Source organism: Citrobacter sp. wls711 (genome assembly GCF_005281055.1).
Taxonomy (GTDB): Bacteria; Pseudomonadota; Gammaproteobacteria; order Enterobacterales; family Enterobacteriaceae; genus Citrobacter; species Citrobacter gillenii.
Map to the genome: position 1 here is coordinate 33,733 of NZ_SZXC01000079.1, position 26,614 is coordinate 60,346.

Consider the following 26,614-nt stretch of genomic DNA (forward strand, 5'->3'; position numbering starts at 1 on the left):
CCTGATAAGCTGCGCGCCATCAGGCATGATAAGGAATAGATTGAAATGAGTATGGTTGATACTGCCCCAGGTAAGATTCAGGTTCGTGATTTGAACTTCTACTACGGCAAATTCCATGCCCTGAAGAACATCAACCTGGATATCGCTAAAAACCAGGTCACGGCGTTTATCGGGCCATCAGGCTGTGGTAAATCAACGCTTCTGCGTACCTTCAACAAAATGTTTGAACTGTATCCAGAACAGCGTGCGGAAGGTGAAATCCTGCTGGATGGCGACAATATTCTCACCAATACCCAGGATATCGCGCTGCTGCGTGCCAAAGTAGGGATGGTGTTCCAGAAGCCGACGCCGTTCCCGATGTCCATCTACGACAACATCGCGTTTGGTGTCCGTCTGTTTGAAAAACTCTCGCGTGCAGACATGGATGAGCGCGTGCAGTGGGCCTTGACCAAGGCCGCATTATGGAATGAAACCAAAGATAAACTACACCAGAGCGGGTACTCTCTCTCCGGTGGTCAGCAGCAGCGTTTGTGCATTGCGCGTGGTATTGCCATTCGCCCTGAAGTGTTGCTGCTGGATGAGCCGTGTTCGGCGCTCGACCCGATCTCTACCGGGCGTATTGAAGAGCTGATCACCGAGCTGAAAGAGGATTACACCGTCGTTATCGTGACCCACAATATGCAGCAGGCTGCACGTTGTTCCGACCACACGGCATTTATGTACCTGGGCGAGTTGATTGAATTCAGCAACACGGACGATCTGTTCACCAAGCCCGCGAAGAAACAAACAGAAGATTATATCACCGGCCGTTACGGTTGATTCAGGAGCGCGTTATGGACAGTCTGAACCTTAATAAACATATTTCCGGCCAGTTCAACGCAGAACTGGAAAGCATCCGCACCCAGGTGATGACCATGGGCGGCATGGTGGAGCAGCAGCTTTCTGATGCCATTACCGCGATGCACAACCAGGACAGCGAGCTGGCGAAGCGCGTCATTGATGGTGACAAGAACGTCAACATGATGGAAGTGGCGATTGATGAAGCCTGCGTGCGTATCATCGCGAAACGTCAGCCGACGGCGAGCGACCTGCGCCTGGTGATGGCAATCATCAAAACCATCGCCGAACTGGAACGTATTGGTGACGTCGCGGACAAAATCTGCCGTACCGCGCTGGAGAAATTCTCCCAGCAGCATCAGCCGCTGTTGGTCAGCCTGGAATCACTGGGTCGCCATACGGTGCAAATGCTACACGATGTGCTGGATGCGTTTGCGCGCATGGATCTGGACGAAGCGGTGCGCATTTATCGTGAAGACAAGAAAGTTGACCAGGAATATGAGGGCATCGTGCGCCAACTGATGACCTATATGATGGAAGACCCGCGCACCATTCCGAGCGTGCTGACCGCACTGTTCTGCGCCCGTTCTATCGAGCGTATCGGTGACCGTTGCCAGAATATTTGCGAATACATCTTCTACTTCGTGAAGGGACAAGATTTCCGTCACGTCGGCGGCGATGAGCTGGATAAGCTGCTGGCGGGTAAAGACCCGAAGGAATAAGCGGCTTGTTGCGTTCGCCGGGATCCCCGGCGTCGCTATTGTAGGCCGGATAAGGCGTTACGCCGCATCCGGCATTCTGCGCCATCCGCTTGATGGCGCTTTGCTTATCAGGCCTACTGTTTAATCGACGATATTCCAACCCCGCGCCTTCCACAATGCCGGCAACTGTGCCAGATCGGTAAAGGTCGTCACTTTAGGATGATCGATCGGTTTGTTGTGCGAATCGGCGCAGAAGTAGAACACCTCCATCCCGGCATCAATCCCTGACTGCGCACCCGCTGCAGAATCATCCACCAGAATGCAGTTTTGCGGATTGACGTTCATGGCTTTTGCCGCATGGAACATCAGCGCCGGATCGGGTTTCCAGCGTTGGATATCATAGCCGCTGAACAGTAAATCCGGGAAATGATGCAGCATGCCTAGCTTGCCTAACGAATGCTGCATTTTGCTGACCGGACCGTTCGACACCACGCACATCGGCACTGCCATGCTATCCAGCAGCGCGTTGGCACCTGCAATCACCTCCAGTTCCGTATCGAACAGGCGTGCGACCTCGGCGCGGTAAATCGGTTCTAGTTCGGCTTTTGCCAGTTCGACACCGTGCTCGTCGTTGATAATGTCGATGATCTCGTAGAGCTTTACCCCCTTGAAGCGTTTAAACGTCTCTTCAAGATCGAGCGTAATGCCAAACGCCTGGAACATGCTGACATACGCGCGAGAACAAATGACTTCACTGTCGACGAGGGTTCCGTCACAGTCAAAAAATACAGCTTCTATCTGGGACATGTCATTTCCGTTTTAACAAGTTTAACGTTTACGTACAGCATTATTGGGCGACGCAATCGTTGCCGTATAAGCAAAATCAATGGAAAAAAATCGCTCATAACCCACCCTATTGTCGCATTTTGGTATAGGATAGCGACGAATTTTCCCTCCTTGTTCGGAAATTGATAATGAGTCAACAACACACAACCCAGGCTTCTGGCCGGGGCATACTGGAACGCGTGTTTAAACTGCGCGAACATGGCACGACGGCACGGACCGAAGTGATCGCCGGTTTCACTACTTTCCTGACGATGGTCTACATCGTTTTCGTCAACCCGCAAATTCTGGGCGTAGCCGGAATGGACACCAGTGCCGTCTTCGTGACCACCTGTCTGATTGCGGCGTTGGGCAGTATCCTGATGGGCGTATTTGCTAACCTGCCGGTGGCGCTGGCGCCAGCGATGGGGCTGAACGCCTTCTTCGCGTTCGTCGTGGTACAGGCAATGGGCCTGCCGTGGCAGGTAGGTATGGGCGCTATCTTCTGGGGTGCGGTGGGTCTGCTGCTGCTGACTATCTTCCGCGTGCGTTACTGGATGATTGCCAACATCCCGGTCAGTCTGCGCGTGGGGATCACCAGCGGTATCGGTCTGTTTATCGGCATGATGGGGCTGAAAAATGCCGGCGTTATCGTGGCGAACAAGGATACGCTGGTTTCCATTGGTAACCTGACTTCTCACAGCGTGCTGCTGGGGGTCTTGGGCTTCTTCATTATCGCTATTCTGGCGTCCCGCAACATTCATGCGGCGGTGCTGGTTTCGATTATCGTCACCACCCTGCTGGGCTGGATGCTGGGCGATGTGCACTATAACGGTATCGTTTCTGCACCACCGAGCATCACCACCGTTGTGGGCCATGTTGACCTTGCCGGGTCGTTCAACCTGGGGCTGGCGGGGGTGATCTTCTCCTTCATGCTGGTTAACCTGTTCGACTCCTCCGGTACGCTTATCGGTGTGACGGACAAAGCGGGTCTGGCCGATGAAAAAGGTAAGTTTCCGCGCATGAAGCAGGCGCTGTTTGTGGATAGCGTCTCCTCGGTTGCCGGGTCCTTTATCGGTACTTCTTCGGTGACTGCGTATATCGAGTCGTCTTCCGGGGTTTCAGTTGGCGGGCGTACTGGCCTGACGGCTGTCGTGGTGGGGATCCTGTTCCTGCTGGTGATTTTCCTGTCGCCGCTGGCGGGAATGGTGCCGCCCTATGCGGCAGCAGGTGCGCTGATTTATGTCGGTGTGCTGATGACCTCCAGCCTGTCACGCGTGAAGTGGGATGACCTGACCGAAGCGGTCCCGGCGTTTATTACCGCCGTGATGATGCCGTTTAGCTTCTCGATTACCGAAGGTATCGCGCTGGGCTTTATTTCCTACTGTGTAATGAAAATCGGTACCGGACGCTTCCGCGACCTCAGCCCATGCGTGATCGTTGTGGCGCTGCTGTTTGTGCTGAAGATTGTGTTTATCGACGCACACTAAAATATCGGTATTCTCTACAGCCCGCCCGGCATTACTGCTGGCGGGCTTTTTCTTTTATGCTTTTACGCGCTGAATATAATCCCCGAAGGCGGCCAACTGGCCCGTCAGGTGATCCAGCGTGCTTTGATCAATCACTTCGCCGGTTTGTGTATCCACTTTATTCTGAATGACACCGCCCATAAACTCCGGTTTATTCATGACCATGGCGTCAAGGAACACCAGAATCTGGCGCAGATGGTACTGACAGCGGGCACCGCCAATCGCGCCCATTGAGCTGGTCTGGATCAGCACCGGTTTGCCTGCCAGAGGCTGATCGGGCAGACGGGACAGCCAGTCGATGGCGTTCTTCAGTCCACCTGGTACCGAATAGTTATATTCTGGTGTGACAATCACCACGCCATCCGCTTTTCTGATCTGCTCCGCCAGCGCTTCTACGCTTGCCGGAAAACCTTCTTCCTGCTGGAGATCGGCATCGTACAGTGGAATATCGCCAATCGACGGTAATGCGTTGACGTCCATCCCTGCCGGGGCAATTTTTGGCAGCGTACGGGCAACCATTCCATTAAATGAGCCTTTGCGCAGGCTCCCCAGTAACGTAACAACATTCAATGTTTCAGACATGGTTACTCCTGTTTCATCATGAAGGTTAAATCAGTTAAGCGTATAGCTCTTCGCTGCGGATAATTGAGAGAAGCGGATCAGGCGGCCCGTTGGCGCATTGGCGCGAGTCTGGATATCGGGCAAACTTTTCCAATCCTGCTTACCATCAAACTCCCAAACCTTGAGTTTTTCAATGGCTGGCGTCACCGCGACCGACCACACCAGCACATCTTCCGCATCGCAAATGGCTTCGATCTGCGCCATATGGGCGCATTTCAGGCGTCCGGCGCCGGGTAACAACTGGAGTTCGCGCGGATCGTCATTGCTCATATCACCGGTAAGTTTGAGTACGCTCTGGCGCAGGGTAATGAGCTGTGCGCGTGCTTCATTCGGATCGCTTTGGTTGTTGATCCACAGGTTTTCGTTGCTGGAAAAGCGCCTGGTGTCCGTCGAATGTGGATAGTTAAACCCACGGATTGCTCGCTGAAGTTCCATATCCAGGCCGCAGCTGCCTTCTGTCGTCAGCGCCACGCCGACGATATTTCCGGCGTAGGAAATGGAAAATCCGGGCAGATTTTTATCGCGAAAGACCGGTTTGCCTTTGGCATGTTGCACGATTTCGGGCAGCGAGCTGGTGCCGTAAAGCATAAACATCAGTTCAGCGAGGAGGCTTCTGGAGGCCAGAAAGCGTGTTCGGCGGTGAGTTGGGAGGCTGTTTGCTTCGATATGGCATGGAGAAGGGAGGCGAACTGAAATCAGGTGTCCCTCCGTAAGAATCCCTCTGGCAAAATGTGTCGCCATTTTTCGCTCCGTGATTAATGGTCCGTGATTATTACCAGAGTAACATTTACACGGCGTCCAGGCAGGCTTTACTGCCTAAAAATCAGGCGAAAACGGGATACATTACGCGACATTTACATTTCTGACACTATCATGGTTAATTTAGCAACAATTTTGGCGCGCAGTGTCAGGACATATCACGATAGAGCGTCTTGATCGTGTCTTTCAGCCAGACGATCTTTGGATTGTGGCTGTTACGTTTATGCCAGAGCAGGGTGAACGGTACGCGCATTTTTTCCAGCTGTGCGGTATCAAAGGGCAGCGGGCGTGCCACCAGTGGAAGCTGGTGGAGTTGATTATAACGCTGACAGTAGACTGGGGCGGTGGCTATCAACGCGTGATCCGGTTGGGCGGCCATAAACAGCGACTGCTCAAACCCTGGTAGGCTCAGGGCGATAGTGCGTTTGCGTCCCATCTCCTGCAGCACATCGTCCAGCGCCCAGGTATCGCTTTGTTCCCAACTGATGCTGATATGCGGATAGCGCAGGAAGGTCTCCAGGTTCCACTCTTCTCGTAACGCCGGATGATCTTCGCGCAGCCAGACGCAGGGGAGATCGGAAAACAGCACCTCATGGTCGATAGATAACGGCAGCAGGCTCAGCAACTCGCGTGAGCGCGGGTGGCTTTCGCGCCCGGTAAACCCGATATCCACCTCACCGCGAATAATGGCGTCCAGCGAATCGTAATCCCAGTTGCGCACTTTGATGGACGCTTGCGGATAGCGTTGATAAATCTGCTGCGAGAGCGCGTTGAACATGATCATCACCAGCGGCGTCTCGGCCACCAGATCAAACTTCAACCCGCGCGGTGCTTCGTGATGCGGCTTATCGAGCAACTGATTGCCCATCTGCATCCACTCCGCCAGGCTCTGTTCCATACTGACCATCAACGGCGTCGGCGTCAGCCCCAGCGGGGTGTTTACAAACAGCGGATCGTCAAACCAGGATCTCAGCTTCGCCAACGATTTACTGACCGCCGACGGCGTGACGTTCATCCGTTTGGCGGTTTTGGTGACGCTGCGCTCCTGCATCAGGAGCTGCAGGCAGAGCAGTAAATTAAGATCGAGACTGCTGAGGGATTTCTTCATGAGTAGGCGCGGACCGGTTAGGAGCAACAGTGATAATCAGCATGATGCTCACTATGCTACAGCCAATCAGAATCCCGATCAGCATATTCAACGCGTCAAGTCCGAGGACAGCCGCCAGCCAAATCCACAGTGATGAGCCGCAAACCTGGGCGATGCCTAGCGTTGAGCTGGCGACGCCCGCTCGCAGCGAGAACGGTCCCAGCGCCTGGCTCATGGCAATGCCGAAACCGACCGAGAATCCGGCACAGATTAACGTCAGGCCAAACAGTGTAACTGCATGCGAGCTGGCAAGGGTTAGAACCACGCCTGCGCTCAGGAACAGCACCTGTGAGGCCAGCATCAGGGTGCGGGGCTTAAACAGGCTCAGGGCAAACGGTGTGGAGAAAGAGACCGCCATACTGACCCCTGCGGTCATCGCCATGGTCGTGGCGTATTCACCGCGGTCAAAACCCATTACCTCCATCAGTAGCACCGGTGAGGTGTTGACGAAGGTAAGGATCACCGACACGCTGAGCGTGGTAATCGCCAGTCGGCTGAGGAAAAAGCGGTTTACCAGCGATTCGGTGCGCTGCTCAACACCCGCAGACCTTGAGAGCGTCGCTGGGCGCGATTCTCGCAGGATAAACACCGACAGCAGGCAAACTGCCACGCCCATACCAATCATCGTGTAGAACAGGCTCTGCCACGGGTATTTGAGCATAATCAGATGCCCCATTACCGGGGCCAGAACCGGCACGATACAGGTGATACCGTTCAACAGCGACAACACCTTCGCCCGGCGGCGATCGTCGAGCGTATCGCGCAAAATCGCAAAGGCCACTACATAACAGCAGCCTGCGCCAATTCCCTGAATAAAACGGCCCACCAGGAACGGCGTACCGCTCTCGGCGAATGAACACAGGGCGGAAGCAAAAATAAAGATCAGGGCGCCGACAATCGCGACCGGTTTACGACCCGACTGGTCGGCAATCTTACCGGCGAACAGCATCGCCGCGGCCATTCCGGCCAGATACACCGAAAATGCGATATGTAGCTGTGCTTCGCTGGCGTTAAGGTCGGCGGCAATACGCGGTAACCCCACCAGATACATATCAATACCGGCAGGATAAAGCAGAACCAGAGCAAAACTGCAGATTAAAAAGCGTGTCATAGCGACCTCATGAGGAATGTGGCGCTAAGAATACGGGGAGAGCGTCAGTAGCACGAGTTGCCATTCGGACAACAGTGATTTCCTCACAGGAAATCACTGTTGTCCGAATGGCGACTTTGCCTTATCGGGCCTACGGGTCCTGTAGGCCCGGCAAGCATCGCGCCACCGGGCAACACAACGTTACTTACCGATACAGAAACTGGAGAAAATCCGTCCCAGCAGATCGTCGGAGGTAAACTCCCCAGTGATCTCACTGAGATTCTGCTGTGCAAGGCGCAGCTCTTCTGCCAGCAATTCTCCGGCCCTGGCGCCCAACAGTTGAGCTTTGCCCTGCTCGAGATGCTCTGCCGCTTCTGCCAGTGCCTGCAGGTGACGACGGCGCGCCAGGAAACCGCCTTCCATATTGGTTTCGAAGCCCATACTCTGCTTGAGATGGTTACGCAGCACGTCCACGCCTTCGCCGGTACGCGCAGAGAGGCGAACCAGTGAGTGGCCATTTACTTCGCTAAGGCCCAGCGTTTCTCCAGTGATATCCGCTTTGTTGCGTACCACGGTGATGGGTAACTTCGTCGGCAAACGTGCGATAAAATCAGGCCAGATATCGGCCGGGTCGACGGCATCGGTGGTGGTGCCATCCACCATAAACAGCACGCGGTCGGCCTGTTCGATTTCCTGCCAGGCGCGTTCGATACCAATGCGTTCGACTTCGTCACTGGCGTCACGCAGACCGGCGGTGTCGATGATATGCAGCGGCATACCGTCGATATGAATATGTTCGCGCAGCACGTCGCGGGTGGTGCCAGCAATGTCGGTGACAATCGCCGCCTCACGGCCCGCTAAGGCGTTCAGCAGGCTTGATTTCCCGGCGTTAGGACGTCCGGCGATCACCACCTTCATCCCTTCACGCAGCAGGCTACCCTGACGCGCTTCGGCCCGTACGGCATCGAGATCGGCGATGACGTTATTAAGCAGGCCTTCAATTTTACCGTCAGAGAGGAAGTCGATTTCCTCATCCGGAAAATCAATCGCCGCTTCCACGTAGATACGCAGGTGAGTGAGTGCTTCCACAAGGTGATTTACGCGGGCGGAGAACGCACCCTGCAAGGAGTTCAGCGCGGAACGTGCGGCTTGTTCTGAACTGGCATCGATCAGGTCGGCAATGGCTTCTGCCTGGGCTAAATCGAGTTTATCGTTCAGGAACGCGCGCTCCGAGAACTCACCGGGTCTGGCAATACGCAGGCCGGGAATAGTCAGAATACGTTTTAACAGCAGGTCGAGAATGACCGGGCCGCCGTGGCCCTGCAATTCTAAAACGTCTTCACCGGTAAAGGAGTTTGGACCGGGGAACCACAGGGCAATGCCCTGATCCAGCGTGCTACCATCGGCATCTTTAAACGGCAGGTAGTCGGCATAACGTGGTTTTGGCAGTTTGCCCAGTACGGATTCTGCAACCTCGCGGGCTTTCAGGCCGGAGATGCGCAGAATACCCACACCACCACGTCCCGGTGGGGTGGCCTGAGCGACGATGGTGTCGTTATGGCTCATGATATGTCTCTTAAATACCAATAATAAAAAAGGCGGTCAATCGACCGCCCTTTAATTTATGTTCCGTTTGCCGGATGGCGGCTTCGCCTTATCCGGCCTACAACCGAATCAGGAGTTTTTCTTCTCGCGGCTATGCAGGCCACGCTTCTCCAGACCACGGTAAATCAGCTGCTGCTGAATAATGGTTACCAGGTTGCTGACGATATAGTACAGCACCAGACCTGACGGGAACCACAGGAAGAACACGGTGAAGATGACCGGCATAAAGGTCATGATCTTCTGCTGCATCGGGTCGGTCACGGTGGTCGGCGACATCTTCTGAATGAAGAACATCGTTACGCCCATCAGGATCGGCAGGATGTAGTACGGGTCCTGTGCAGACAGGTCATGGATCCACAGTGCGAACGGCGCATGGCGCAGTTCAATGGAGCCCATCAGCATGTAGTACAGCGCCAGGAAGATTGGCATCTGGATGATCAGCGGGAAGCAGCCGCCCAGAGGGTTAACCTTCTCAGCTTTGTACAGGGCCATCATTTCCTGGCTCTGACGCTGTTTGTCATCGCCCAGACGCTCACGCATTGCCTGAATCTTCGGCTGCAGCATACGCATCTTCGCCATGGAGGTGTACTGCGCTTTAGTCAGCGGGTACATGATGCCACGAACGATAAAGGTGATAACGATGATAGAGAAGCCCCAGTTACCCAGGAAGCTATGGATCCACTTCAGCAGTTTGAACAGCGGCTGAGAGATGAACCACAACCAACCGTAGTCGACGGTCAGATCCAGGTGCGGTGCAACGGCCGCCATTTTATCCTGAATTTCCGGGCCAACCCACAGGGTGCTGGTCATCGCGCTTGTCTGGCCCGGTTGAACCAGTACCGGCTGAGATTTATAGCCGATAGCGGCAATGCCGTTACCCAGATTTGCGGTATAGAAGTTATTGGTGCCGTCGTTACGCGGAACCCATGCCGTGGCGAAATACTGCTGCAGCATTGCGACCCAGCCGTCTTTAGCGTTGACGTTCAGGTTTTCGTTTTCAGCAATGGTGTCGAACTTGTATTTCTCATACTTCTCATCAGGCGTGGAGTAAGCCGCGCCACGGAAGGTATGCAGCGCAAAGTTGCTGCTACCGGTGTCGAGATGAGAGGGCAGATTGATGGATTGCTTCAGCTGACCAAAGGTGGAGATTTCCAGCGGCTTCTCGCTGGCGTTCTGCACGCTGTAGTTAACGCTTACCGCATACTCACCGCGCTTGAGAACAAACGTTTTGGTAAACGTGTTGCCAGCGGCGTCTGTATAGGTCATCGGGATCTGCAGTTCATTTTGACCGTCAGCCAGTACAAAAGAGTCTTTGTCGACGTTGTACAGCGGACGCGGGCCGTTAGCCGGGTTATCCGGGCCGTCACGACCTGTCAGGCCACTCTGTGCCTGATAGATGAACTGTGGTGTGGTATCCAGTAACTGGAACGGTTCGGTAGAACCGAGTTCTTTCGGGTAAGCTGGCAGTGAAGCCTGTTCCACATCACCACCACGGGTGTTGATGGTCAGATCAAGCACGTCAGTCTTAACCGTAATCAGTTTCCCCTGGCCACTGGCCGGTACGCCCTGGTCGGCGGCGCTACCCGCTGCGGTGGTCGTTGTCTGCGTGGTCTGTTGAGCCTGAGGTTGCGGATTTTTATCCTGCTCCCAGGCTTGCCAGATCATGAAAGACACGAACAGCAAAGCGATGACTAAAAGATTGCGTTGCGAATCCATCGTTAGTGTTCTCTGGTATCAAATGGTCCGGGTGGGACGGGATCGTCACCACCAGGGTGTAAAGGGTGGCATTTTAATACGCGTTTCACCGTCAACCAACTGCCTTTTATCACTCCAAACCTGCGCAATGCCTCAATTCCGTAGCTCGAACAGGTTGGAGTGAAACGGCAATGCGGCCCAAGCAGCGGACTGATCAGGCGTTGATAGACCCGAATGAGGGCTATCAGGACCCGCGAGCCAGGCGACAATGGCGACGCCATAATTTTTCCAACGCTTCCGAGAGAGCACGGTTATCGAGGTCGGCAACCCCTTTTTTAGCCACCACTACGAAATCCATTGCTGGAAGTTCGTGCTGACGTAAACGGAAGCTTTCACGCGTCAGGCGTTTAATCCTGTTGCGTTCATGCGCACGTTTAACATTTTTCTTGGCGACCGTTAGACCGATGCGGGGATGCCCCAGCGAATTTTGGCGGCCGAGAATGGTGATTTGCGGCGTGCCAGCCCGTTGTGGCTGCTGGAAGACGAATGTGAAATGAGTGGGAGTTAACAAACGTAACTCCCTGGGAAATGCGAGCTTAACCACTCAGGGGCTAGCTTTTATTACTTAGAAACGGTCAGACGAGAACGGCCTTTAGCACGACGACGTGCCAAAACCTGACGACCATTTTTATTAGCCATACGAGCACGGAAGCCGTGAGAACGGTTGCGCTTCAGTACAGACGGTTGAAAAGTGCGTTTCATGGCGATTTCTACCTAAACTTGAATAAATTCACTGACTTTTGCGTATACCCGAACGAACTTCGAACGACTTACGCCACAGTGTGGGTGATTAAAGAGGCCGGATTGTAATAATTGTACACTCCGGAGTCAATTCTCTTTCCTTAATTCCCGCTTTTTTCCGCATGGTTTCGCGTAAAAAACAGGCAGCGTTGACGCCGTGAGGCGACCTTTACTCGCTGGGGGTAAGAATTATACGGGCTGGTGGATAAAGCGCAAGGATCGCACGGGATCTTTATTAGATCGTTTTCGCAGTAAAGCATCTTTACTCATTAATTTTTTCAATATGCGCGCGAAAACCTGCAGCACTTCTCCAGGATCGTTTACACTTAGCCGATTCTGGATCATCCTGTGGATAAATCGGGAAGAATCTGTGAGAAACAGAAGATCTCTCGCTCAGTTTAGGCTATGATCCGCGGTCCTGATCGTTTCAACGGATCCTGATCAGGCATATAACCGCAGACAGCGGTTCGCACGTCACCCTCACGCAGGGTCTTTTCGACGTGCGCCAACAATCATGAATGTTTCAGCCTTTGTCATTTATCGACTTTTGTTCGAGTGGAGTCCGCCGTGTCACTTTCGCTTTGGCAGCAGTGTCTTGCCCGATTGCAGGATGAGTTACCAGCCACAGAATTCAGTATGTGGATACGCCCGTTGCAGGCGGAACTGAGCGATAACACGCTGGCTTTGTATGCGCCAAACCGTTTTGTGCTCGATTGGGTAAGGGACAAATACCTTAATAATATTAATGGATTGCTGAATAACTTCTGCGGAGCAGATGCCCCACAGCTACGCTTTGAAGTCGGTACCAAACCCGTCACGCAAACGCTGAAGACGCCAGTTAATCACGTTGTCGCACCTGCGTATGTAGCGCAACAAGTTCAGCCGCAACGAGCTGCACCTGCAGCACGTTCGGGTTGGGATAACGTCCCGGCCCCGGCAGAACCAACCTATCGCTCTAACGTCAACGTCAAACACACGTTTGATAACTTCGTTGAAGGTAAATCTAACCAACTGGCGCGCGCGGCGGCTCGTCAGGTGGCGGACAATCCTGGCGGCGCCTACAATCCTCTATTCCTTTATGGCGGTACTGGTCTGGGTAAAACCCACCTGTTGCATGCTGTGGGTAACGGGATTATGGCGCGCAAGCCGAATGCAAAAGTGGTGTATATGCACTCCGAGCGTTTTGTACAGGACATGGTTAAAGCCCTACAAAACAATGCGATCGAAGAGTTTAAACGCTACTACCGTTCGGTTGATGCGTTGCTTATTGACGATATTCAATTCTTTGCTAATAAAGAACGATCCCAGGAAGAGTTTTTCCACACCTTCAATGCCCTGCTGGAAGGTAATCAGCAGATCATCCTGACGTCGGATCGCTATCCGAAGGAGATCAATGGCGTTGAAGATCGTCTGAAATCCCGCTTTGGCTGGGGACTGACCGTCGCGATCGAACCACCTGAACTGGAAACGCGCGTTGCGATCCTGATGAAAAAAGCTGACGAAAACGATATTCGTCTGCCAGGCGAGGTGGCGTTCTTTATTGCCAAGCGTTTACGCTCTAACGTGCGTGAACTGGAAGGCGCACTGAACCGCGTGATTGCTAACGCCAACTTTACTGGCCGGGCGATTACTATCGATTTTGTGCGTGAGGCGCTGCGCGACCTGCTGGCATTACAGGAAAAACTGGTCACCATCGACAATATTCAAAAGACGGTGGCTGAGTATTACAAAATCAAAATTGCGGATCTGCTTTCTAAGCGTCGATCTCGCTCGGTAGCGCGTCCGCGTCAGATGGCGATGGCGCTGGCAAAAGAGCTTACCAACCACAGTTTGCCGGAAATTGGCGACGCCTTTGGTGGGCGTGACCATACTACCGTGCTTCATGCCTGTCGCAAGATTGAACAGTTGCGTGAAGAAAGCCATGATATTAAAGAAGATTTCTCCAATTTAATCAGAACATTATCTTCGTGACGCTATGAAATTTACCGTTGAACGTGAACATTTATTAAAACCGCTTCAGCAGGTCAGCGGCCCGCTGGGTGGTCGTCCTACGCTGCCGATCCTCGGAAACCTGTTACTACAGGTTGCGGATGGAACGCTTTCTCTGACCGGTACCGATCTCGAGATGGAGATGGTGGCACGCGTTGCGCTGATCCAGCCGCATGAACCCGGTGCGACCACTGTCCCGGCGCGTAAATTCTTCGACATTTGTCGTGGTCTGCCGGAAGGTGCGGAAATTGCTGTCCAGTTGGAAGGTGACCGCATGCTGGTGCGTTCTGGCCGCAGCCGTTTCTCGCTGTCCACGCTGCCTGCCGCCGACTTCCCGAATCTGGATGACTGGCAGAGTGAAGTTGAATTCACGCTGCCGCAGGCGACGATGAAGCGTCTGATTGAAGCCACGCAGTTTTCGATGGCTCATCAGGATGTGCGCTATTACTTAAACGGCATGCTGTTTGAAACCGAAGGTGAAGAACTGCGTACCGTGGCGACCGACGGTCACCGCCTGGCGGTGTGCTCTATGCCGGTGGGTCAATCGCTGCCCAGTCATTCGGTGATCGTGCCGCGTAAAGGCGTGATTGAACTGATGCGTATGCTCGACGGCGGCGACAACCCGCTGCGCGTGCAGATTGGCAGCAACAACATTCGTGCGCATGTTGGCGACTTCATCTTTACCTCCAAGCTGGTGGATGGACGTTTCCCGGATTACCGTCGCGTACTGCCGAAGAATCCAGACAAACATCTGGAGGCGGGCTGCGATATCCTCAAGCAGGCGTTTGCTCGTGCGGCCATACTCTCCAATGAGAAATTCCGCGGTGTGCGTCTGTACGTCAGCGAAAACCAGCTCAAAATTACGGCCAACAACCCGGAGCAGGAAGAAGCGGAAGAGATCCTCGATGTCACCTATCCTGGGACTGAAATGGAAATCGGCTTCAATGTTAGCTACGTGCTGGACGTACTGAACGCGCTGAAGTGCGAAAACGTCCGTATTATGCTGACCGATTCCGTATCGAGCGTACAGATTGAAGATGCAGCGTCACAATCCGCAGCCTACGTCGTCATGCCTATGAGATTGTAGAATCTGCAAAGGGGCTGGTTTACTTGCCATTTCGCCTTCCGGCAGTGCTCGAAATGCTCACGTACTTCGTGTACGCTCCGCTTTCTGCGCGCTGGCGGTAGACGAACTGGCTGCGACACCCACGCCCCTTGAATGATGACGAGTTGATATGTCGCTATCCCGACTTCTGATTAAAGATTTTCGCAATATTGAAAATGCGGATCTCACTTTATCTCCCGGCTTTAACTTCCTGGTCGGCGCTAACGGCAGCGGTAAAACTAGCGTGCTGGAAGCTATTTATACGCTCGGTCACGGTCGGGCGTTTCGCAGTGTGCAGATTGGCCGCGTCATTCGCCACGAGCAGGAGTCGTTTGTACTCCACGGGCGTTTGCAGGGCGCCGAGCGTGAAACCTCGATTGGCCTGACCAAAGACAAGCTGGGTGACAGCAAAGTGCGCATTGACGGCACTGACGGTCATAAGGTTGCCGAACTGGCGCACCTGATGCCGATGCAGCTGATAACGCCTGAGGGGTTTACTTTACTCAACGGCGGCCCCAAATACAGAAGAGCATTCCTTGACTGGGGATGCTTTCACAATGAAGCCGGATTCTTTACCGCCTGGAGCAACCTTAAGCGATTGCTCAAGCAGCGCAATGCGGCGCTGCGCCAGGTGAGTCGTTATGAGCAACTGCGCCCGTGGGATCGAGAGTTGATCCCGCTGGCGGAACAAATCAGCACCTGGCGCGCGGAGTACAGCGCCGGTATCGCGCAGGATATGGCGGATACCTGCCAGCAGTTTCTTCCCGAGTTTTCACTCTCTTTCTCTTTCCAGCGTGGCTGGGAGAAAGAGACCGACTACGCTGAGGTGCTGGAACGCAGTTTTGAACGCGATCGCATGTTGACCTACACCGCGCACGGCCCGCACAAAGCGGATTTCCGCATACGTGCCGACGGTGCACCGGTGGAAGATACGTTGTCGCGTGGGCAGTTAAAACTGCTGATGTGCGCCTTACGTCTGGCGCAAGGGGAGTTCCTGACTCGCGAAAGCGGACGGCGCTGCCTGTACCTGATAGATGATTTTGCCTCTGAACTGGATGATGCGCGTCGCGGACTGCTAGCCAGCCGCTTAAAAGCCACGCAATCTCAAGTCTTTGTCAGCGCAATTAGCGCTGAACACGTTATGGACATGTCGGACAAAAATTCGAAGATGTTCACCGTGGAAAAGGGTAAAATAACGGATTAACCCAAGATAAAATGAGCGAGAAACGTTGATGTCGAATTCTTATGACTCCTCCAGTATCAAAGTCCTGAAAGGACTGGATGCGGTGCGTAAGCGCCCGGGTATGTATATCGGCGACACGGATGACGGCACCGGTCTACACCACATGGTATTCGAGGTGGTAGATAACGCTATCGACGAAGCGCTCGCGGGTCACTGTAAAGATATCGTGGTGACAATCCACGCTGACAACTCCGTGTCCGTTACCGATGATGGTCGTGGTATCCCAACCGGTATCCACCCGGAAGAGGGCGTTTCGGCGGCCGAAGTGATCATGACCGTCCTGCACGCAGGCGGTAAATTCGATGATAACTCCTATAAAGTCTCCGGCGGTCTGCACGGCGTGGGTGTTTCCGTGGTTAACGCCCTGTCGCAGAAACTGGAGCTGGTGATTCGCCGCGAAGGTAAAGTGCACCAGCAAACTTACGTGCACGGCGTACCGCAGGCACCACTGGCCGTGACTGGCGAGACTGAAGCGACCGGTACCCAGGTACGTTTCTGGCCAAGCCATGAAACCTTTACCAATGTCGTTGAGTTTGAATATGAGATTCTGGCGAAACGCCTGCGCGAGCTGTCATTCCTGAACTCCGGCGTATCCATCCGCCTGCGCGACAAGCGCGACGGTAAAGAAGATCATTTCCACTACGAAGGTGGCATCAGGGCGTTTGTTGAATACCTCAACAAAAACAAAACGCCGATCCACCCGAATATCTTCTACTTCTCCACCGAAAAAGACGGTATTGGCGTCGAAGTTGCGCTGCAGTGGAACGATGGTTTCCAGGAAAACATCTACTGCTTCACCAACAACATTCCGCAGCGTGATGGCGGTACTCACCTTGCAGGCTTCCGTGCGGCGATGACCCGTACCCTGAACGCCTACATGGACAAAGAAGGCTACAGCAAAAAAGCGAAAGTCAGCGCCACCGGTGACGATGCCCGTGAAGGCCTGATTGCTGTCGTTTCCGTGAAAGTACCGGATCCGAAATTCTCCTCCCAGACCAAAGACAAGCTGGTCTCCTCCGAGGTGAAAACCGCAGTAGAACAGCAGATGAACGAACTGCTGAGCGAATACCTGCTGGAAAACCCGTCTGACGCGAAAATCGTCGTCGGTAAAATTATTGATGCGGCACGTGCCCGTGAAGCAGCACGTCGTGCACGTGAAATGACCCGTCGTAAGGGTGCGCTGGACTTAGCTGGTCTGCCGGGCAAACTGGCGGACTGTCAGGAACGCGACCCGGCCCACTCTGAACTGTACCTGGTGGAAGGGGACTCAGCGGGCGGCTCTGCGAAGCAGGGGCGTAACCGTAAGAACCAGGCGATTCTGCCGCTGAAGGGTAAAATCCTTAACGTTGAGAAGGCGCGCTTCGACAAGATGCTCTCTTCTCAGGAAGTGGCAACGCTGATTACCGCGCTCGGCTGCGGTATCGGTCGCGACGAATACAACCCGGATAAACTGCGTTATCACAGCATCATCATCATGACCGATGCGGACGTCGACGGCTCGCACATTCGTACGTTGCTGTTGACCTTCTTCTATCGTCAGATGCCGGAAATCGTTGAACGCGGCCACGTCTACATTGCACAGCCACCGCTGTACAAAGTGAAGAAAGGCAAGCAGGAACAGTACATCAAAGACGATGAAGCGATGGATCAGTACCAGATCTCTATTGCTCTTGATGGCGCCACGCTGCACACCAATGCCCACGCTCCGGCGCTGGCGGGGGAAGCGCTGGAAAAACTGGTGTCTGAATACAATGCCACGCAGAAAATGATTGGTCGTATGGAGCGCCGCTTCCCGCGCTCGTTGCTGAAAGAACTGGTTTATCAACCGACGCTGGCCGAAGCCGATTTGGCTGATGAAGAGAAAGTCACGGCCTGGGTTTCCCAGCTGGTGAACGTGCTGAATGAAAACGAAATGCACGGTAGCACCTGGAATAGCTTTGTACGTAAAGACGCCGAGCTGAACCTGTTTGAACCGGTTATCCGCGTGCGTACCCACGGGGTCGATACCGACTATCCTCTGGAGCATGAGTTTGTGACCGGCGGTGAATACCGTCGTCTCTGCACGCTGGGTGAGAAACTGCGTGGCCTGATTGAAGACGATGCGTTTATCGAACGTGGTGAGCGTCGTCAGCCGGTTACCAGCTTCGAGCAGGCGCTGGACTGGCTGGTGAAAGAGTCCCGCCGTGGTCTGTCTATTCAGCGTTATAAAGGCCTGGGCGAAATGAACCCGGATCAGCTGTGGGAAACCACCATGGATCCGGAAAGCCGTCGTATGCTGCGTGTGACGGTGAAAGACGCGATTGCTGCCGACCAGTTGTTCACTACGCTGATGGGCGACGCCGTTGAACCGCGTCGTGCGTTTATCGAAGAGAACGCCCTGAAAGCGGCAAATATCGATATTTAAGTCAATCTGTAGGCCGGATAAGGCGGTTTACGCCGCCATCCGGCAAGACGTTGTATTGTGCCTGATGGCGCGTTGCTTATCAGGCCTACAAACGACAACCGATCGTCAAAAGGGGGATCCCGGTTCCCCTTCCTGTCCCCCTTTTCGTAGCTGTTTTTTGAGCGGAATCGCGTTAGCATGAGGATGGACTCATTTAATCCGGGGAACTCATGGCTATCAAACTTATTGCTATCGACATGGATGGCACACTTCTGCTGCCCGATCACACCATTTCACCTGCGGTCAAAAATGCAATTGCTGCGGCGCGCGCGCGCGGGATAAACGTGGTGCTGACCACTGGCCGTCCGTATGCCGGCGTCCACAGCTACTTGAAAGAACTTCATATGGAACAACCCGGCGACTACTGCATTACCTACAACGGGGCGCTGGTGCAGAAAGCAGGGGATGGCAGCACCGTTGCCCAAACGGCGTTGAGCTATGACGATTATCGTTACCTGGAACAACTCTCCCGGGAAGTCGGTTCACACTTCCACGCCCTCGATCGCAACACGCTGTATACCGCTAACCGAGATATCAGTTACTACACGGTGCATGAATCGTTTATCGCGACCATTCCGCTGGTGTTCTGCGAAGCCGAGAAGATGGACCCGGCGACTCAGTTCCTGAAAGTGATGATGATTGATGAACCAGAAATCCTCGATAAAGCCATCTCACGCATTCCGGCAGAGGTGAAAGAGAAATATACAGTGCTGAAAAGTGCGCCGTACTTCCTCGAAATCCTGGATAAACGCGTCAATAAAGGCACCGGTGTGAAATCGCTGGCCGATGCGCTGAGCATTAAAGCCGAAGAGGTTATGGCGATTGGCGATCAGGAAAACGACATCGCGATGATCGAATATGCCGGTATGGGCGTAGCCATGGATAACGCAATTCCCTCGGTAAAAGAAATCGCCAATTTCGTCACCAAATCTAATCTTGAAGACGGCGTTGCGTATGCCATTGAGAAATTTGCGCTGAATTAAGTCCGCTATGGGCAAATGCCTTGCCGCATTTGCCCAACGTCTTTTTCATCTGTTGTCGTTTTTGATTCAGGGTATTCGGCCTGCGGAATATGCGCCACGCCGCTGCGCATTATCCATTTACGGGAAAATGCGGACGTTAGCGCCCGGCTCTTGAGGATTTTTCCATACAGCTTGATACGCAGCTTGCGGGTTGCTTTACGATAGGCTTTATTTTTGTCTACCACGTCCTGCAACAGTACGGATTTAAGGATTTCCGCGCTGTCCAGCGCATAGCTAATACCTTCCAGTGAACTGGCACTAATAAATCCGGCGGCTTCGCCAATCAGAAAGGCGTTCTTCTCGCCGCAGACGAAATCCTTCCAGCGTGACGGGAACAGGACTGTACATTTTTCGCTTTTCACCGGTTTGCCAAACTGGAAATGGAACGCTTCCATCCTGGTTTTCAGCATGTCAAAACGTGCCTGACCGTCCTTCATTGGGTAAGCGCCCCCGAAGATAAAAAAGCCGTCTTTGCTGATACTCCAGGAATAACAGTCCGTAGCATCGTTATCAAAAATACACGAGTAGAATGGGACTGGGTGTTGTTCCGTAAACCACTGTTGGATAGCAACATATTTGCGGATCTGGTGTTGTGGATAGAGATGACGGCGCACCAGCGAATTCGCCCCGTCGGCACCGATTAGATAACGAGCCGTAATCTGCTGTTCCCAGCCGTCTGCACGGAATATCACATGCCATTTATCGCCCTCGCGCCAGACTTTACGACACAAGCTGTCATGGTAAACCTGCACATCGTCAGGGATGAGTGATTTCATCCATAAATCAAAAGCATGGCGGTCGATATTGATATAACTACGCTGGTAGTTTCGGGTCAGAGAGGCGGCCACATCGACCGTTTTAACGCTGAATATCTGCGGATTGGCAATAACATCAACGGGGAGCGTGATCCCGTCGCGGATAAATGAACGTTGGGCGTCAGGAGCCAGTAGACCTCCGCAGGGTTTGGTGAACCCTTCAGTCCCGCACTGGCGCTTTTTATCCAGAGCAATCACGCGCATTTTTCCGCTCAACTGCCGCGCCAGCGCCGCACCTGCCGGGCCTAAACCGATAATCGCCACGTCAAAATGTTCCATCTTTCTGCCCGTAATAAGTGAGATGGATATACGCTAAAGCCTGAAAGTGAAGTCCCTGTGAAGTATGATTACTGAAATTGTCTCGTATCAGGGCATCCTATGAAGCAAGTCACCTTTACGCCGCGTCATCACCAACTGACCAATATCAATACCTGGACCCCGGACAGCCAGTGGCTGGTTTTTGATGTGCGTCCCTCCGGCGCGTCGTTTACCGGTGAGACCATTGAACGCGTCAATATCCACACTGGCGAGGTGGCGGTGATTTATCGCGCGACGCAGAAGGCACACGTCGGCGTGGTGACCGTTCATCCGAAGTCTGAAAAATATGTGTTCATCCATGGCCCTGAAAACCCAGATGAAACATGGTATTACGATTTTCACCATCGTCGTGGAGTCATTGCTGGTCAGGATGGCGTGACGAATCTGGACGCGATGGATATTACTGTCCCGTTTACCCCTGGCGCACTGCGCGGCGGCAGCCATGTACATGTTTTTAGCCCGAACGGCGAGTTTATCAGCTTCACCTATAACGACCATGTGTTGCGTGAGCGTTCCCCGACGCTGGATTTACGTAACGTTGGCGTGGCTTCGCCGTACGGTCCGGTGACGGTTTCCGTTCAGCATCCGCGCGAGTACAGCGGAAGTCACTGGTGCGTACTGGTAAGCCAGACTACGCCTGCGCCACAGCCGGGTAGCGATGAGATTAACCGTGCCTATGAAGAGGGCTGGGTGGGGAACCACGCGCTGGCGTTTATCGGTGATACGTTGTCAGTCAATGGTGAGAAAGTACCTGAACTGTTTATTGTCGATTTACCGCAGGATGAAAGTGGCTGGAAGCAACCGGGCGATGCACCGCTTGAAGGCAGCGAATCAACCATGCCAGCCCCGCCGGCTGGCGTGGTTCAGCGCCGCCTGACGTTTACTCACGACCGCGCTTTCCCTGGACTGGTGAATCAGCCGCGTCACTGGGTGCGCAGTCATCCCCAGGCATCAGAGATTGCGTTTTTGATGCGTGATGATCATGGCGTGGTGCAGCTCTGGTTGATTTCACCTCAGGGCGGTGCACCGCGCCAGTTAACTCACTGTTCGAGTGATATTCAGTCCGCCTTTAACTGGCATCCGTCGGGGCAATGGTTGGGATTCGTGCTGGAAAATAGAATTGCCTGCTGTGATGCACAGACGGGAGAGATTGATTTTTTAACGAAAAGTCACGAAGCCCCACCGTCTGCTGATGCGATCGTTTTCTCGCCTGATGGGCAGCAGGTTGCATGGATGGAGAACGTCGAGGGTTTCCGCCAGCTATGGGTGACAGAAACCGGGCGTTAACTTAAGGGGCTGGCATTGTTGCCGGGGGGATCACGTCGTTAATGGCTTGCGTGCTCTCCTCGCTTCTTTCAACGCGCGATCTTACCGAGCTATCGGTACGGAAGAAATCCCACGGGAGCAGTAGCGTATCCAGCACGGCGGTAAATGGCATATCAAGAATCGCCAGTGACTTGGTTCCCCAGTTCGTATCACTCTCGCTAATCATCGTGGCGCTGGCACGCGTGCCAGGATACGTTCCCTCTTTGCCACCGGTGTGCGACATGACGCTGGAGCACCCGCTCACAACAACCATTCCGCTGCACATCATCAGTGTTAACAACATTTTTCTAATCATCATTTTTTCATCTGTTAAACATCGGTGTTTGCATGGTGAGTTATAGCGATCCGTTGCGAAAAATAACATCACCATTCTGTCGCACTGTGGTGGCTATCGCACTCTAACGATAACAACTGTTCCCCCAGTGTATGCAATAGACAACAAACTGCAAAAAAAGTCGGATGAATACGCTTGAAAAGTTTGTATCAAGACCCATTTTTAGGATGTAGGCAAATGAAGGGCACGCCTGATGGGTGTTCTGGCTACCTGACCTGTCCATGATGGAAGGTCTAACATTCTCGCTGATTTCAGGAGCTATTGATTATGCGTAACTTTGACTTATCCCCGTTATACCGTTCTGCAATTGGTTTTGATCGTCTGTTTAACCTGCTGGAAAGCAATCAGAGCCAGAGTAATGGCGGCTACCCTCCGTATAACGTCGAGCTGGTAGACGAAAACCATTACCGTATTGCGATTGCCGTTGCGGGCTTTGCTGAAAGCGAGCTGGAAATTACCGCCCAGGACAATTTGCTGGTGGTGAAAGGCGCTCATGCAGACGAGCAAAAAGAACGTACTTACCTGTATCAGGGTATTGCCGAGCGCAACTTTGAACGCAAGTTCCAGTTGGCGGAGAACATTCATGTTCGTGGCGCAAACCTGGTGAATGGTCTGCTGTATATCGAGCTTGAGCGCGTGATTCCGGAAGCGAACAAACCGCGCCGTATCGAAATCAACTAATTCAGTGGGCCGCGTCAGGCGGCCCTGCTAAGCAATCAGCTTGCCGTCAGGGAGCTGAAAGGTATTTACTCGCTTCTTAGAAGGAGAAATGAATATGCGTAACTACGATTTATCCCCGCTGCTGCGTCAATGGATCGGTTTTGACAAACTGGCCAATGCACTGCAAAACACCGGCGAAAGCCAGAGCTTCCCACCCTATAACATCGAAAAGAGCGACGATAACCACTATCGCATTACGCTTGCGTTAGCCGGTTTCCGTCAGGAAGATCTGGATATTCAGCTGGAAGGCACGCGTCTGACCGTGAAAGGTACGCCTGAGCAGCCGGAAAAAGAGACTAAGTGGCTGCATCAGGGGCTGGTGACACAATCCTTCAGCCTGAGCTTTACCCTGGCTGAAAATATGGAAGTCTCCGGCGCGAGCTTCACCAATGGTTTGCTGCACATCGATTTAATTCGCAACGAACCTGAAACGGTCCCACCGCAGCGGATCACCATCAGCGAACGTCCTGCATTAAATAGCTAATTAGCTCCTTGCCTTTGCCCCGCCAGAAATGACGGGGCTTTTTTGTGCTTTACCACCCATACATTGCGACTGTACTCTGCCAGAATCCATCTACTTAATGATGTTATTCACAGGGAACAGAAGAATGAGTGATATAGCATTGACGGTCAGCGTTCTGGCATTGGTGGCGGTTGTCGGGTTATGGATCGGCAACATTAAAGTCCGGGGTGTGGGTTTTGGCATCGGAGGCGTGCTGTTTGGCGGTATTATCGTCGGACATTTTGTCGATCAGGCAGGGATGACCCTGAGCGGCGATATGCTGCATTTTATTCAGGAATTCGGCCTGATACTCTTCGTGTACACCATCGGTATCCAGGTGGGGCCGGGATTCTTTGCTTCGCTGCGCGTTTCGGGCCTGCGCCTGAATTTGTTCGCCGTGCTGATTGTCATTATGGGGGGGCTGGTTACCGCTCTCCTGCATAAAATTTTTGCTATACCTCTTCCCGTGGTGCTGGGCATATTCTCAGGTGCTGTCACTAATACTCCGGCGCTGGGTGCCGGGCAGCAAATCCTGCGCGATCTGGGTACGCCCATGGATGTCGTGGACCAGATGGGGATGAGCTACGCCATGGCTTATCCTTTTGGTATTTGCGGTATCTTGCTCACAATGTGGTTAATGCGCCTTATCTTCCGCGTTAACGTCGAGGCAGAAGCACAGCAGCACGAATCAACGCGGACCAACGGTCAGGCGCTGATTCAGACCATGAATATCCGCGTTGAAAACCCGAACCTGAATAATATGGCGATTCAGGACGTCCCTATTCTGAACAGCGATAAAATTATCTGCTCGCGCCTGAAGCGGGATGAGACATTGATGGTGCCGTCGCCGGGAACCATTATCCAGATGGGCGACCTGCTCCACCTGGTCGGGCAGCCCGATGATCTGCACAACGCGCAGGTGGTGATTGGTCAGGAAGTCGATACCTCGCTGTCGACGCGAGGCACGGATTTGCGCGTCGAGCGTGTGGTGGTGACCAACGAACAGGTGCTGGGTAAACGGATCCGCGATCTGCATTTCAAAGAGCGCTATGACGTTGTTATCTCGCGCCTGAACCGCGCAGGCGTTGAGCTGGTCGCCAGCAGCGACGCCAGCCTGCAGTTTGGTGATATCCTCAATCTGGTGGGGCGGCCCTCGTCCATCGATGCCGTCGCTAATGTAGTCGGCAACGCGCAGCAAAAACTGCAGCAGGTACAGATGCTGCCAGTGTTTATCGGTATCGGACTTGGGGTTTTACTGGGTTCTATTCCGCTGTTTATTCCTGGCTTCCCGGTGGCGTTAAAGCTGGGCCTGGCCGGTGGGCCGCTGATTATGGCGCTGATACTTGGGCGTATTGGCAGCATCGGCAAGCTGTACTGGTTTATGCCGCCGAGCGCTAACCTGGCGTTGCGCGAACTGGGGATTGTGCTCTTTCTCGCGGTGGTTGGCCTGAAATCGGGTGGTGATTTTGTCGATACATTAACCCAGGGCGATGGCTTAAGCTGGGTGGGTTACGGTATTTTCATTACCGCCGTTCCGCTGATCACCGTTGGTGTGCTGGCGCGGCTGCTCACCAAAATGAACTACCTCACGCTGTGCGGAATGCTGGCCGGTTCGATGACCGATCCACCTGCATTGGCTTTTGCCAACAACCTGCACGCTACCAGCGGTGCGGCGGCGCTTTCCTATGCCACGGTCTACCCACTGGTGATGTTCCTGCGCATTATCACCCCCCAACTGCTGGCGGTGATCTTCTGGGGGATGGGCTAACACTGACTTATCCGGCCTGCCTGGTCTGTAGGCCGGATAAGACGCAATTCTCCATCCGGCACCATAAGGTGCGTCTCTCTTTTCTTTTGTCTCATCACATTACGTCCTCGTTCGTTTGAGAATCAGGTTCATACTCCTTAACTGTTCCGGTATAACGACCAGACAACAACATTGAAGGAGCCATAATGAAGATTTCCCGCCTCGGAGAAGCGCCGGATTACCGCTTCTCGCTGGCAAATGAGCGTACGTTTTTGGCGTGGATCCGCACCGCGCTGGGGTTTCTGGCCGCCGGTGTGGGTCTTGATCAACTGGCACCGGATTTCGCCACGCCGGTCATTCGCGAACTGCTGGCGCTGCTGCTGTGCCTGTTTGCCGGCGGTCTGGCGATTTATGGCTACCTGCGCTGGTTGCGGAATGAAAAGGCCATGCGCCTGAAAGAGGACCTGCCATACACGCATAGCCTGTTGATAATCAGTCTGATTTTGATGATTGTTGCGGTCATTGTGATGGGCCTGGTGCTGTATGCCGGATAGCCGTAAATCGCGACGTATCGCCGATCCGGGGCTGCAACCTGAACGTACCTCGCTGGCCTGGTTTCGCACCCTTCTGGGTTACGGCGCGTTAATAGCGCTGGCGCTGAAACATAACTGGCATCAGGCCGGCTTTCTGTTTTGGGTGTCAATTGGGGTACTGGCAATTGTGGCGATAATTCTTTGGCGCTATACCCGGAGCCGTAACCTGATGGACGTCACGGATAGTGATTTTTCTGAATCTCGCGCGGTGCGTGACAAATTTATGATCTCCCTCGCGGTGTTATCTCTCGCAATACTGTTTGCTGTAACACACGTTCGCCAACTTATCGTATATCTCGGGAATTTTGTATGACGGAGTGTGAGCACATGGATGTTAGTGAGGGAATGATTAAGGTGGTGGTAGATCGGCTGAAATGCAATCAACCTATTGATTTATATCGCAACATACAAAAGTCAGGCGTTCGTTCGGTGCAGTTTGTTCCCTTGGTTGAACGCGATGAAAAAGGGTGTCTGACCGCGGGTTCCGTTACAGCGGAAGACTGGGGACATTTTTTAAATACGGTATTTGATATCTGGGTTCGTGAGGATATTACGCGAATATCTATTCCGCTTTTTGATGAAACGTTGAATCGGTGGTGTGGTCGAACGGGACAAACTAATCGACAGACGATTTCACAGATGAGCGCGCGCTGTCAGTCATGTTCCCTGTTGCAATTCTATCGTGGCGATTGCCCTGCATTTTGTGATGATAGCGGCAAGGGTGGACTGTGTGCAGGCTATCAAGCTTTCTTTGACCACACGGCTCCGCATATGCGCGTTATGCGCGACCTGCTGAAGCAGCATCGCTCACCGATGGAACTGATGGCGATGCTGCGTTAAGGTCAACGGC

Annotated in this window: 27 protein-coding genes and 1 other annotated feature; of the genes, 15 read left to right on the plus strand and 12 right to left on the minus strand. The window is 53.5% G+C overall.

Translation table 11 applies throughout. The annotated features are described in order from the left end of the window. Positions 1–45: 45 nt before the first annotated feature. Both pstB and phoU read left to right on the plus strand, forming a co-directional pair. Positions 46–819 carry a phosphate ABC transporter ATP-binding protein PstB gene (gene pstB / locus FDW98_RS21725; protein WP_003023821.1) on the plus strand — a complete coding sequence of 258 codons (774 nt, stop codon included), beginning with the start codon at positions 46–48 and terminating at the stop codon, positions 817–819. 14 nt (positions 820–833) lie between these two features. After that, positions 834–1,559, plus strand: coding sequence for a phosphate signaling complex protein PhoU (phoU, locus tag FDW98_RS21730; RefSeq protein ID WP_096758987.1), 726 nt, complete (start codon positions 834–836; stop codon positions 1,557–1,559). Positions 1,560–1,679: 120 nt separating this feature from the next. On the opposite strand, the gene yieH is transcribed toward phoU, so the two are convergent. Next, the gene (gene yieH / locus FDW98_RS21735) at positions 1,680–2,345 is read right to left on the minus strand and encodes a 6-phosphogluconate phosphatase (RefSeq protein ID WP_096758988.1); all 666 of its coding nucleotides are present in this window, start codon (positions 2,343–2,345) and stop codon (positions 1,680–1,682) included. Between the two features lie 167 nt (positions 2,346–2,512). Here yieH and adeP point away from each other — a divergent pair, with 167 nt between their 5' ends. Further along, positions 2,513–3,850, plus strand: coding sequence for an adenine permease AdeP (gene adeP / locus FDW98_RS21740; RefSeq protein WP_138140552.1), 1,338 nt, complete (start codon positions 2,513–2,515; stop codon positions 3,848–3,850). A gap of 54 nt (positions 3,851–3,904) precedes the next feature. Here adeP and FDW98_RS21745 read toward each other — a convergent pair whose 3' ends face one another. The 9 genes from FDW98_RS21745 to rpmH all read right to left on the minus strand — a co-directional run bounded on the left by FDW98_RS21745 (position 3,905) and on the right by rpmH (position 11,568). Next, positions 3,905–4,471 carry an NADPH-dependent FMN reductase gene (locus tag FDW98_RS21745; RefSeq protein ID WP_096758989.1) on the minus strand — a complete coding sequence of 189 codons (567 nt, stop codon included), beginning with the start codon at positions 4,469–4,471 and terminating at the stop codon, positions 3,905–3,907. A 30-nt stretch (positions 4,472–4,501) separates the two neighbouring features. Then, complete coding sequence (locus FDW98_RS21750) at positions 4,502–5,251, minus strand: 4'-phosphopantetheinyl transferase superfamily protein (RefSeq protein ID WP_096758990.1); 750 nt, start codon at positions 5,249–5,251, stop codon at positions 4,502–4,504. A gap of 166 nt (positions 5,252–5,417) precedes the next feature. Beyond that, entirely contained in the window at positions 5,418–6,377 is a 960-nt protein-coding gene (yidZ, locus tag FDW98_RS21755; RefSeq protein ID WP_096758991.1) for an HTH-type transcriptional regulator YidZ, read from the minus strand. After that, positions 6,346–7,527, minus strand: a complete 1,182-nt coding sequence (locus FDW98_RS21760) for an MFS transporter (RefSeq protein WP_096758992.1) — start codon at positions 7,525–7,527, stop codon at positions 6,346–6,348. The genes yidZ and FDW98_RS21760 overlap by 32 nt, the downstream gene beginning before the upstream one ends. 180 nt (positions 7,528–7,707) lie before the next feature. After that, the gene (mnmE, locus tag FDW98_RS21765) at positions 7,708–9,072 is read right to left on the minus strand and encodes a tRNA uridine-5-carboxymethylaminomethyl(34) synthesis GTPase MnmE (protein WP_096758993.1); all 1,365 of its coding nucleotides are present in this window, start codon (positions 9,070–9,072) and stop codon (positions 7,708–7,710) included. Positions 9,073–9,180: 108 nt separating this feature from the next. Then, entirely contained in the window at positions 9,181–10,827 is a 1,647-nt protein-coding gene (gene yidC / locus FDW98_RS21770) for a membrane protein insertase YidC (RefSeq protein ID WP_096758994.1), read from the minus strand. A gap of 2 nt (positions 10,828–10,829) precedes the next feature. After that, the gene (yidD, locus tag FDW98_RS21775; protein ID WP_003023846.1) at positions 10,830–11,087 is read right to left on the minus strand and encodes a membrane protein insertion efficiency factor YidD; all 258 of its coding nucleotides are present in this window, start codon (positions 11,085–11,087) and stop codon (positions 10,830–10,832) included. Beyond that, on the minus strand, positions 11,051–11,410 hold the full coding sequence (rnpA, locus tag FDW98_RS21780; RefSeq protein ID WP_096758995.1) for a ribonuclease P protein component: 360 nt from the start codon (positions 11,408–11,410) through the stop codon (positions 11,051–11,053). The genes yidD and rnpA overlap by 37 nt, the downstream gene beginning before the upstream one ends. A gap of 17 nt (positions 11,411–11,427) precedes the next feature. Then, positions 11,428–11,568 (minus strand): 50S ribosomal protein L34, encoded by a 141-nt coding sequence (rpmH, locus tag FDW98_RS21785; protein ID WP_003023858.1) that lies wholly within the window; start codon positions 11,566–11,568, stop codon positions 11,428–11,430. A gap of 606 nt (positions 11,569–12,174) precedes the next feature. Here rpmH and dnaA point away from each other — a divergent pair. From dnaA to yidA, 5 genes are all read left to right on the plus strand, one after another. Further along, positions 12,175–13,578 carry a chromosomal replication initiator protein DnaA gene (gene dnaA, locus FDW98_RS21790; protein WP_096758996.1) on the plus strand — a complete coding sequence of 468 codons (1,404 nt, stop codon included), beginning with the start codon at positions 12,175–12,177 and terminating at the stop codon, positions 13,576–13,578. 4 nt (positions 13,579–13,582) lie between these two features. Next, positions 13,583–14,683: a DNA polymerase III subunit beta gene (gene dnaN, locus FDW98_RS21795; protein ID WP_096758997.1), complete on the plus strand. Its 1,101-nt coding sequence runs from the start codon at positions 13,583–13,585 to the stop codon at positions 14,681–14,683. Positions 14,684–14,831: 148 nt separating this feature from the next. Next, positions 14,832–15,905, plus strand: coding sequence for a DNA replication/repair protein RecF (gene recF / locus FDW98_RS21800; RefSeq protein WP_096758998.1), 1,074 nt, complete (start codon positions 14,832–14,834; stop codon positions 15,903–15,905). A gap of 28 nt (positions 15,906–15,933) precedes the next feature. Beyond that, entirely contained in the window at positions 15,934–18,348 is a 2,415-nt protein-coding gene (gyrB, locus tag FDW98_RS21805) for a DNA topoisomerase (ATP-hydrolyzing) subunit B (RefSeq protein ID WP_096758999.1), read from the plus strand. Between the two features lie 209 nt (positions 18,349–18,557). After that, positions 18,558–19,370: a sugar-phosphatase gene (gene yidA, locus FDW98_RS21810; RefSeq protein ID WP_096759000.1), complete on the plus strand. Its 813-nt coding sequence runs from the start codon at positions 18,558–18,560 to the stop codon at positions 19,368–19,370. A gap of 5 nt (positions 19,371–19,375) precedes the next feature. Here the strand turns inward: yidA and cbrA are convergent, their stop codons facing one another. Further along, positions 19,376–20,503 (minus strand): colicin M resistance lipid reductase CbrA, encoded by a 1,128-nt coding sequence (gene cbrA / locus FDW98_RS21815; protein WP_096759001.1) that lies wholly within the window; start codon positions 20,501–20,503, stop codon positions 19,376–19,378. A gap of 99 nt (positions 20,504–20,602) precedes the next feature. Here cbrA and FDW98_RS21820 point away from each other — a divergent pair, with 99 nt between their 5' ends. After that, entirely contained in the window at positions 20,603–21,829 is a 1,227-nt protein-coding gene (locus tag FDW98_RS21820) for a DUF3748 domain-containing protein (protein ID WP_096759002.1), read from the plus strand. A 1-nt stretch (position 21,830) separates the two neighbouring features. Here FDW98_RS21820 and FDW98_RS21825 read toward each other — a convergent pair whose 3' ends face one another. Then, positions 21,831–22,163 carry a YceK/YidQ family lipoprotein gene (locus FDW98_RS21825; protein WP_096759493.1) on the minus strand — a complete coding sequence of 111 codons (333 nt, stop codon included), beginning with the start codon at positions 22,161–22,163 and terminating at the stop codon, positions 21,831–21,833. A gap of 240 nt (positions 22,164–22,403) precedes the next feature. Next, positions 22,404–22,476: a sequence feature (ROSE (Repression Of Heat Shock gene Expression) occurs in the 5'-region of heat shock genes and acts as an RNA thermometer to modulate expression.), on the plus strand. On the opposite strand from FDW98_RS21825, the gene ibpA reads away from it, so the two are divergent. The 6 genes from ibpA to FDW98_RS21855 all read left to right on the plus strand — a co-directional run bounded on the left by ibpA (position 22,470) and on the right by FDW98_RS21855 (position 26,604). Continuing rightward, positions 22,470–22,883 (plus strand): small heat shock chaperone IbpA, encoded by a 414-nt coding sequence (gene ibpA, locus FDW98_RS21830; protein ID WP_045448945.1) that lies wholly within the window; start codon positions 22,470–22,472, stop codon positions 22,881–22,883. (Overlaps the previous feature by 7 nt.) A 94-nt stretch (positions 22,884–22,977) precedes the next feature. Beyond that, on the plus strand, positions 22,978–23,406 hold the full coding sequence (ibpB, locus tag FDW98_RS21835) for a small heat shock chaperone IbpB (protein ID WP_096759003.1): 429 nt from the start codon (positions 22,978–22,980) through the stop codon (positions 23,404–23,406). Between the two features lie 124 nt (positions 23,407–23,530). Beyond that, positions 23,531–25,192 (plus strand): putative transporter, encoded by a 1,662-nt coding sequence (locus FDW98_RS21840; RefSeq protein WP_096759004.1) that lies wholly within the window; start codon positions 23,531–23,533, stop codon positions 25,190–25,192. Positions 25,193–25,377: 185 nt separating this feature from the next. Beyond that, on the plus strand, positions 25,378–25,725 hold the full coding sequence (locus FDW98_RS21845) for a YidH family protein (RefSeq protein ID WP_096759005.1): 348 nt from the start codon (positions 25,378–25,380) through the stop codon (positions 25,723–25,725). Beyond that, positions 25,715–26,077, plus strand: a complete 363-nt coding sequence (locus FDW98_RS21850; protein WP_096759006.1) for a DUF202 domain-containing protein — start codon at positions 25,715–25,717, stop codon at positions 26,075–26,077. Before FDW98_RS21845 ends, FDW98_RS21850 begins: the two co-directional genes overlap by 11 nt. After that, positions 26,074–26,604 (plus strand): radical SAM protein, encoded by a 531-nt coding sequence (locus FDW98_RS21855; RefSeq protein WP_096759007.1) that lies wholly within the window; start codon positions 26,074–26,076, stop codon positions 26,602–26,604. The genes FDW98_RS21850 and FDW98_RS21855 overlap by 4 nt, the downstream gene beginning before the upstream one ends. Positions 26,605–26,614: the final 10 nt, after the last annotated feature.

Bases quoted from the DNA above. Each gene is read 5' to 3' on its own strand.
- pstB (WP_003023821.1), top strand. From the start codon at position 46: ATGAGTATGGTTGATACTGCCCCAGGTAAGATTCAGGTTCGTGATTTG.
- phoU (WP_096758987.1), top strand. From the start codon at position 834: ATGGACAGTCTGAACCTTAATAAACATATTTCCGGCCAGTTCAACGCA.
- yieH (WP_096758988.1), bottom strand. From the start codon at position 2,345: ATGTCCCAGATAGAAGCTGTATTTTTTGACTGTGACGGAACCCTCGTC.
- adeP (WP_138140552.1), top strand. From the start codon at position 2,513: ATGAGTCAACAACACACAACCCAGGCTTCTGGCCGGGGCATACTGGAA.
- FDW98_RS21745 (WP_096758989.1), bottom strand. From the start codon at position 4,471: ATGTCTGAAACATTGAATGTTGTTACGTTACTGGGGAGCCTGCGCAAA.
- FDW98_RS21750 (WP_096758990.1), bottom strand. From the start codon at position 5,251: ATGGCGACACATTTTGCCAGAGGGATTCTTACGGAGGGACACCTGATT.
- yidZ (WP_096758991.1), bottom strand. From the start codon at position 6,377: ATGAAGAAATCCCTCAGCAGTCTCGATCTTAATTTACTGCTCTGCCTG.
- FDW98_RS21760 (WP_096758992.1), bottom strand. From the start codon at position 7,527: ATGACACGCTTTTTAATCTGCAGTTTTGCTCTGGTTCTGCTTTATCCT.
- mnmE (WP_096758993.1), bottom strand. From the start codon at position 9,072: ATGAGCCATAACGACACCATCGTCGCTCAGGCCACCCCACCGGGACGT.
- yidC (WP_096758994.1), bottom strand. From the start codon at position 10,827: ATGGATTCGCAACGCAATCTTTTAGTCATCGCTTTGCTGTTCGTGTCT.
- yidD (WP_003023846.1), bottom strand. From the start codon at position 11,087: ATGGCGTCGCCATTGTCGCCTGGCTCGCGGGTCCTGATAGCCCTCATT.
- rpmH (WP_003023858.1), bottom strand. From the start codon at position 11,568: ATGAAACGCACTTTTCAACCGTCTGTACTGAAGCGCAACCGTTCTCAC.
- dnaN (WP_096758997.1), top strand. From the start codon at position 13,583: ATGAAATTTACCGTTGAACGTGAACATTTATTAAAACCGCTTCAGCAG.
- recF (WP_096758998.1), top strand. From the start codon at position 14,832: ATGTCGCTATCCCGACTTCTGATTAAAGATTTTCGCAATATTGAAAAT.
- gyrB (WP_096758999.1), top strand. From the start codon at position 15,934: ATGTCGAATTCTTATGACTCCTCCAGTATCAAAGTCCTGAAAGGACTG.
- yidA (WP_096759000.1), top strand. From the start codon at position 18,558: ATGGCTATCAAACTTATTGCTATCGACATGGATGGCACACTTCTGCTG.
- cbrA (WP_096759001.1), bottom strand. From the start codon at position 20,503: ATGGAACATTTTGACGTGGCGATTATCGGTTTAGGCCCGGCAGGTGCG.
- FDW98_RS21820 (WP_096759002.1), top strand. From the start codon at position 20,603: ATGAAGCAAGTCACCTTTACGCCGCGTCATCACCAACTGACCAATATC.
- FDW98_RS21825 (WP_096759493.1), bottom strand. From the start codon at position 22,163: ATGATTAGAAAAATGTTGTTAACACTGATGATGTGCAGCGGAATGGTT.
- ibpA (WP_045448945.1), top strand. From the start codon at position 22,470: ATGCGTAACTTTGACTTATCCCCGTTATACCGTTCTGCAATTGGTTTT.
- ibpB (WP_096759003.1), top strand. From the start codon at position 22,978: ATGCGTAACTACGATTTATCCCCGCTGCTGCGTCAATGGATCGGTTTT.
- FDW98_RS21840 (WP_096759004.1), top strand. From the start codon at position 23,531: ATGAGTGATATAGCATTGACGGTCAGCGTTCTGGCATTGGTGGCGGTT.
- FDW98_RS21845 (WP_096759005.1), top strand. From the start codon at position 25,378: ATGAAGATTTCCCGCCTCGGAGAAGCGCCGGATTACCGCTTCTCGCTG.
- FDW98_RS21850 (WP_096759006.1), top strand. From the start codon at position 25,715: ATGCCGGATAGCCGTAAATCGCGACGTATCGCCGATCCGGGGCTGCAA.
- FDW98_RS21855 (WP_096759007.1), top strand. From the start codon at position 26,074: ATGACGGAGTGTGAGCACATGGATGTTAGTGAGGGAATGATTAAGGTG.